Source organism: Sulfurihydrogenibium yellowstonense SS-5 (assembly GCF_000173615.1).
GTDB lineage: Bacteria > Aquificota > Aquificia > Aquificales > Hydrogenothermaceae > Sulfurihydrogenibium > Sulfurihydrogenibium yellowstonense.
The window spans coordinates 1-4,821 of the sequence record NZ_ABZS01000133.1; the positions used below are offsets into that span (position 1 = coordinate 1).

Here is a 4,821-nt window from a genome sequence, read left to right on the forward strand (position 1 = left end):
GCCTGCTGTTGGAGCTTGAACGTGTGCAGCCGGAAGCCATGTATGGAATGGCCACATGGGAACTTTGATAGCAAAACCAAGAGCAAGGAGTAAGAAAAAGATTAATTCAAGGTTAAAAGGCAAGTGTAATTTTAATAAATCAAAATAACTTGTAGAAAGTATATCGTTTTCCATGTAGTTGTAAATATACATTCCAATTACGCCAATTAGAAGGAAAAGAGAGCCAAAGAATGTGTATATAAAGAATTTAGTTGCTGCATAAATCCTTTCAGCATAACCCCAAACACCGATGATTAAAAACATAGGAATTAACATAACTTCCCAAAAAACATAAAACGCAACAAGGTCAAAGGCAACGAATACGCCAATACAAGCTGCTTCAAGAATTAAAAATGCTATAAAGTATTCTTTTATTCTTTTCTCTATGTTTGTACTCCATACAAAAGCAGCAACAAAAGATAGAGCTGTGAGCCAAACAAGAGTTAAGCTTAGAGCATCAACACCTACTTCGTAGCTTATTCCAAACTGTGGAATCCATGTGTACTTTTCATAAAATTGAATTTTATAACCTGTCGGGTCGTATGTTAAAAGCATATAAGAAGATATTATAAAAACTATTATAGATGTGATAATACTAATCGGCTTAGCGAGTTTTTTGTTTGCAAAAAATACTATAAATGAGGCTACAATTGGAATGATTATGCTAATGCTTATTAGAGGAATGTCAGCCCTTACAAACTCTACTGTCATTTTCTACCTCCTCCTACTTCAAAAACAAGAATAGGGATAAAAAGATTACTACGCCGATTAACATCTGAATTACGTATCCGCTGATTCTTCCCATCTGTGTTTTTCTAAATACATCACTTGCAAAAAGTGAAGTTTTTCCAGAACCATCAACGATTCCGTCGATGATAATTTTATCACCAATAAACCACATCGCCTTAGAAAGTTTATAATAGCCATATACAAAGATTGCGTAGTAAATTTTGTCAAAGAACCATCTGTTGTAGAAAAGAATGTATAAAGGTTTAAACATGTCTCCAATTTTAACCGGGTCAATTTTTCTAATTTGATAGATTATATATGCAGTAAATATGCCGGCTAAAGCAGTTGCCAACAATAGTATTCCTAAGAAAGATGTTAAGGAGTGTCCTAAAAATTCAAAAGCATTTGCCTCTATATGGACATGGTGAGACCTGCTCAATCCTTCATTAACCAATGCTTTTACCTCTGGTGATAAGAAAGACATATGTGCAGGGTCTAATGATGGTTTTAGGAAGTTTATAAAGAACTCTCTAAAGAAGCCAAGAATAACTGTTGCAGTTGCTAACACGATCAATGGAATTGTCATATTTGGCGGTGATTCATGAACATGCTCTCTAATATGAGGGTCTAGTCTGTCTCCGTCAAAGAAAGTAAGGAAGAACAATCTAAATATGTAGAATGCAGTCAAGAAAGCTCCAAGCCATAAGAACATAAACACAAGAGTATTAATTTCGTAAGCACCTTCAATGATAGGGTCTTTACTGAAAAATCCCACAAATGGAGGTATACCTGCCAATGCAAGAGAACCAATTAAAAATGTTCCCGTTGTAATAGGCATCAATCTTCCAATTTGACCCATTTTTTGAATGTCTAACAAGTGGTGAAGAGCTATTAAAACGCTACCTGAACCTAAGAAAAGTAATGCTTTGAAGACTGCGTGGGAAGTTAGATGGAACATACCTTCACTGAATAAACCTAAACCTTCAGCAGCAAACATGTAACCAAGCTGTGACAATGTTGAGTATGCAATGATTCTTTTAATATCGTTTTGAACAAGCCCCATAGTAGCTGCAAGGAATGCAGACATCGTACCTATGAATAAAACTGTATCTAATGCAATTTCTGAAGATGCAAAGACTGGCATTAGTCTTGCAACCATGTAAACACCGGCTGCAACCATTGTAGCAGCGTGAATTAATGCAGAAACTGGAGTTGGACCTTCCATCGCATTTGGAAGCCATATATGCAATGGAATCTGTGCAGATTTACCAACAGCACCACCAAATAATAACAACGCTATAGCAGTGACGATTATATAATCCGCTCCATGCAATTTATTAAAAATTTGCAAATAGTCCAAGGTTCCAAATGTTGTAAATGCAAGCAATATTCCAAGTAAAAATAGCCAGTCGCCAACCCTGTTAACAACAAACGATTCCATAGCAGCGTTCGCCGCAGATTTTTTATAATGCCAAAAACCAATTAATAAGTATGATGCTAAACCAACACCTTCCCATCCGAAGAACAACTGAACTAAATTATCAGAAAGTGTAAGCATAAGCATCATAAACACGAATAATGATAAATATGCAAAGAATCTTGGATAAGATTCATCACCTTTCATATAACCGGTTGCGAATATAAAAATAAAGGTTGATACACATGTAACGACACAGGTCATTAAAGCTGAAAGTGGGTCCCAAAATATACTAACAGATATTGAGTAGTCGCCGATAGTAAGCCAATTAAAAAGCTTTAAATCATAATACTTTCCAGATCCGGCAACATCAATAAAGCCTTTTACTGATGCTATTGCTGAGATGGCAACTGCTATAACAGCAACGATTCCGGATAATGGTTCTTTTAAAAACTTATAACCAAAAAGTCCTATGATTATAAATGCAACAAGAGGTGAAAACGGTATAATCCATAAGTACTCCATGCTACTACCCCTTTAACTCTGTTAGTTTTTCTACATCAACGTCTTTTTTCATTCTGTAGATTGCCATTATTAAGCCAAGACCTATCGCCGCTTCAGCAGCTGCTATAGTCAAGATAAAAAATACAAATACTTGACCTACCACCTCATGAAGTTTCATGTCAAAGGCAACAAATGCTATATTTACTGCGTTTAGCATAAGTTCTGTTGATAATAGCATCGCAATAATATTTTTTCTAACTATCACACCAATAAAACCAAGAACCATAAGAAGTCCGCTTAAAGCTACGTAGTATTCAAATGGCACCATTACTGCCCTGGTCTACCAAACTATGCGAAATTTGCACAGCTTGGGTTGGGGTATTTGTATTCCGCCATTTCAGACACTTCCGACCCCAACAGGCGGTATTTTGGAAGTGTCATAGCCCCTGCACCAAGCACAGGAACTAACCTATTAGCCACTACTGTCCAATCCTTTGAAATTATAACACGCTTCAAAGGAGAAAAGTCTCTGTAAGACTTTTCAAGACAGCAGAAGGCTAAGGCTATGGAAAGAACTTGCCAGCTTTTATGTCTACCTGTAGGCAGACCCCTCACCTGTTCCTTCCCTTGGTTTACAGGCTGTTGGGAAGATGACTCACTCTTTCCACTTTCTAAACGTGAGATGTGAGATGTGAAAAGTGAGACGTGTTTTTGTAATGTTTTTAGGTTTTTTCTGAGTTTGTTTAATTTGGTTTTAATTTTGTTTTTCTTATATTCGTTTTTCTCTTCTTTTAGTTTTTGTTTTAGCTTTTTAATGTTATCTTCAATTTTTGCTATTGTGTATGATAAAAAGTCAGTATCATTAACAGTTCTTTGTAATTCTTTGGTAATTTCTCTTTATATCCCAACCCTCTTCTTGCTATTACATAAGCTCCTGCTATGTCTTTGTCTATGTTGTATTGTGGAGAGTATTTTAGTTTTCCAATTAATGATGTGTATGCAGGGTTGACTTTTACTAATTCTATCCCGTTTCTTTTTGCTAAAATTTCTATTTTGCTTAATAGTCTTTTATAGCTCCATTTTTGTAATCTAATTCTTAACTTTACAAATCCATCTCCTCTTTTGCCTTTTGGTAGCTTTTCTAAATTTTCAATAGCTATAGCTTTGCTCTCTTCTTTTGCTATCTTTATTATCTTATGTGCTATTTGCCATTCTAAGTATTGTCTTTTTTCTGAATTTACTTCTAATAATTCGTTTAAACTAATGCTTTGATATTTCTCTAAATTTCCGTCTTTACTTGTGAAAGCTAATGCTAAATGAAATGGATATGCGTTTACATCTATGCCTATTATTCCATTGTCTTTTTTAATTGTGATAGGTGGCAGTTTTTCTTCTATGGAAATAAAAGCATATACATTACCGTTTTTTACTTTTAGTCTGACTGAGTATGGAAACCACGCTCCGTATTTATACGCATTTTCAAGCATAAACATAAACTCTATCCATTTATCATTTTTTCTTTTAACACCTCTAATTACTTTTGCGTAGATGTATTGTTTATTTCCTGTGTTTATTCTCAAAGAAAGCTGATTATCTATCCACTCAAATCTTAAATTTAAATTTCCTTGCTTAGATTTATCTCCTCTTGAATATAAATTTCCCTGTCTGTTTTCTTTCCATTTTGTCTTTAACTGTTTTCTTCTTTTTCCTGTCAGATGGTTTCTTTTTAATTGTTCAAATAATTTCCTTGAGCCAAATATAAGCTTTTTTGGATTTTGACCTCTTTCTTTGCATGATGCGATTATTGAGTTTGCCAAGAATACAGCATCGTCTAAATATCTTGTATTTATGTTAAATAGTTTTGATAAATATTTTTTCAAATCTTTCCTTTTTTCACCTTCTAATAATCTTTTGTATACATATCTCATAGCAGATGAAAACCTACACATTAAATCCAACACAGCTTTTTTATCTTGCGTATTTTGAAATTCAAGTTGGCATTGCAGTGTTATCATTTCTCCATTTCTACCATTTTACTTTACATTTTTTTACAGAAAATAGCAACTGTTGTTAGCCTCCTTCTTCATCTTCAACTATATCTTTTCTTCCAAGTAATATAGCACCAATCATCG

At 34.3% G+C, this 4,821-nt stretch carries 3 protein-coding genes and 1 pseudogene; all 4 read right to left on the minus strand.

What is annotated here, in order from left to right:
* The coding region (locus SULYE_RS05985) for a complex I subunit 4 family protein (RefSeq protein WP_007547539.1) at positions 1-750 on the minus strand (750 nt) is incomplete at its 3' end.
* Positions 751-763: 13 nt separating this feature from the next.
* On the minus strand, positions 764-2,710 hold the full coding sequence (gene nuoL, locus SULYE_RS05990; protein WP_007547540.1) for an NADH-quinone oxidoreductase subunit L: 1,947 nt from the start codon (positions 2,708-2,710) through the stop codon (positions 764-766).
* Positions 2,711-2,714: 4 nt separating this feature from the next.
* Positions 2,715-3,017, minus strand: a complete 303-nt coding sequence (gene nuoK / locus SULYE_RS05995; protein ID WP_007547541.1) for an NADH-quinone oxidoreductase subunit NuoK — start codon at positions 3,015-3,017, stop codon at positions 2,715-2,717.
* Between the two features lie 20 nt (positions 3,018-3,037).
* Positions 3,038-4,704: pseudogene (locus SULYE_RS06000) on the minus strand (IS200/IS605 family accessory protein TnpB-related protein).
* Between the last annotated feature and the right edge of the window lie 117 nt (positions 4,705-4,821).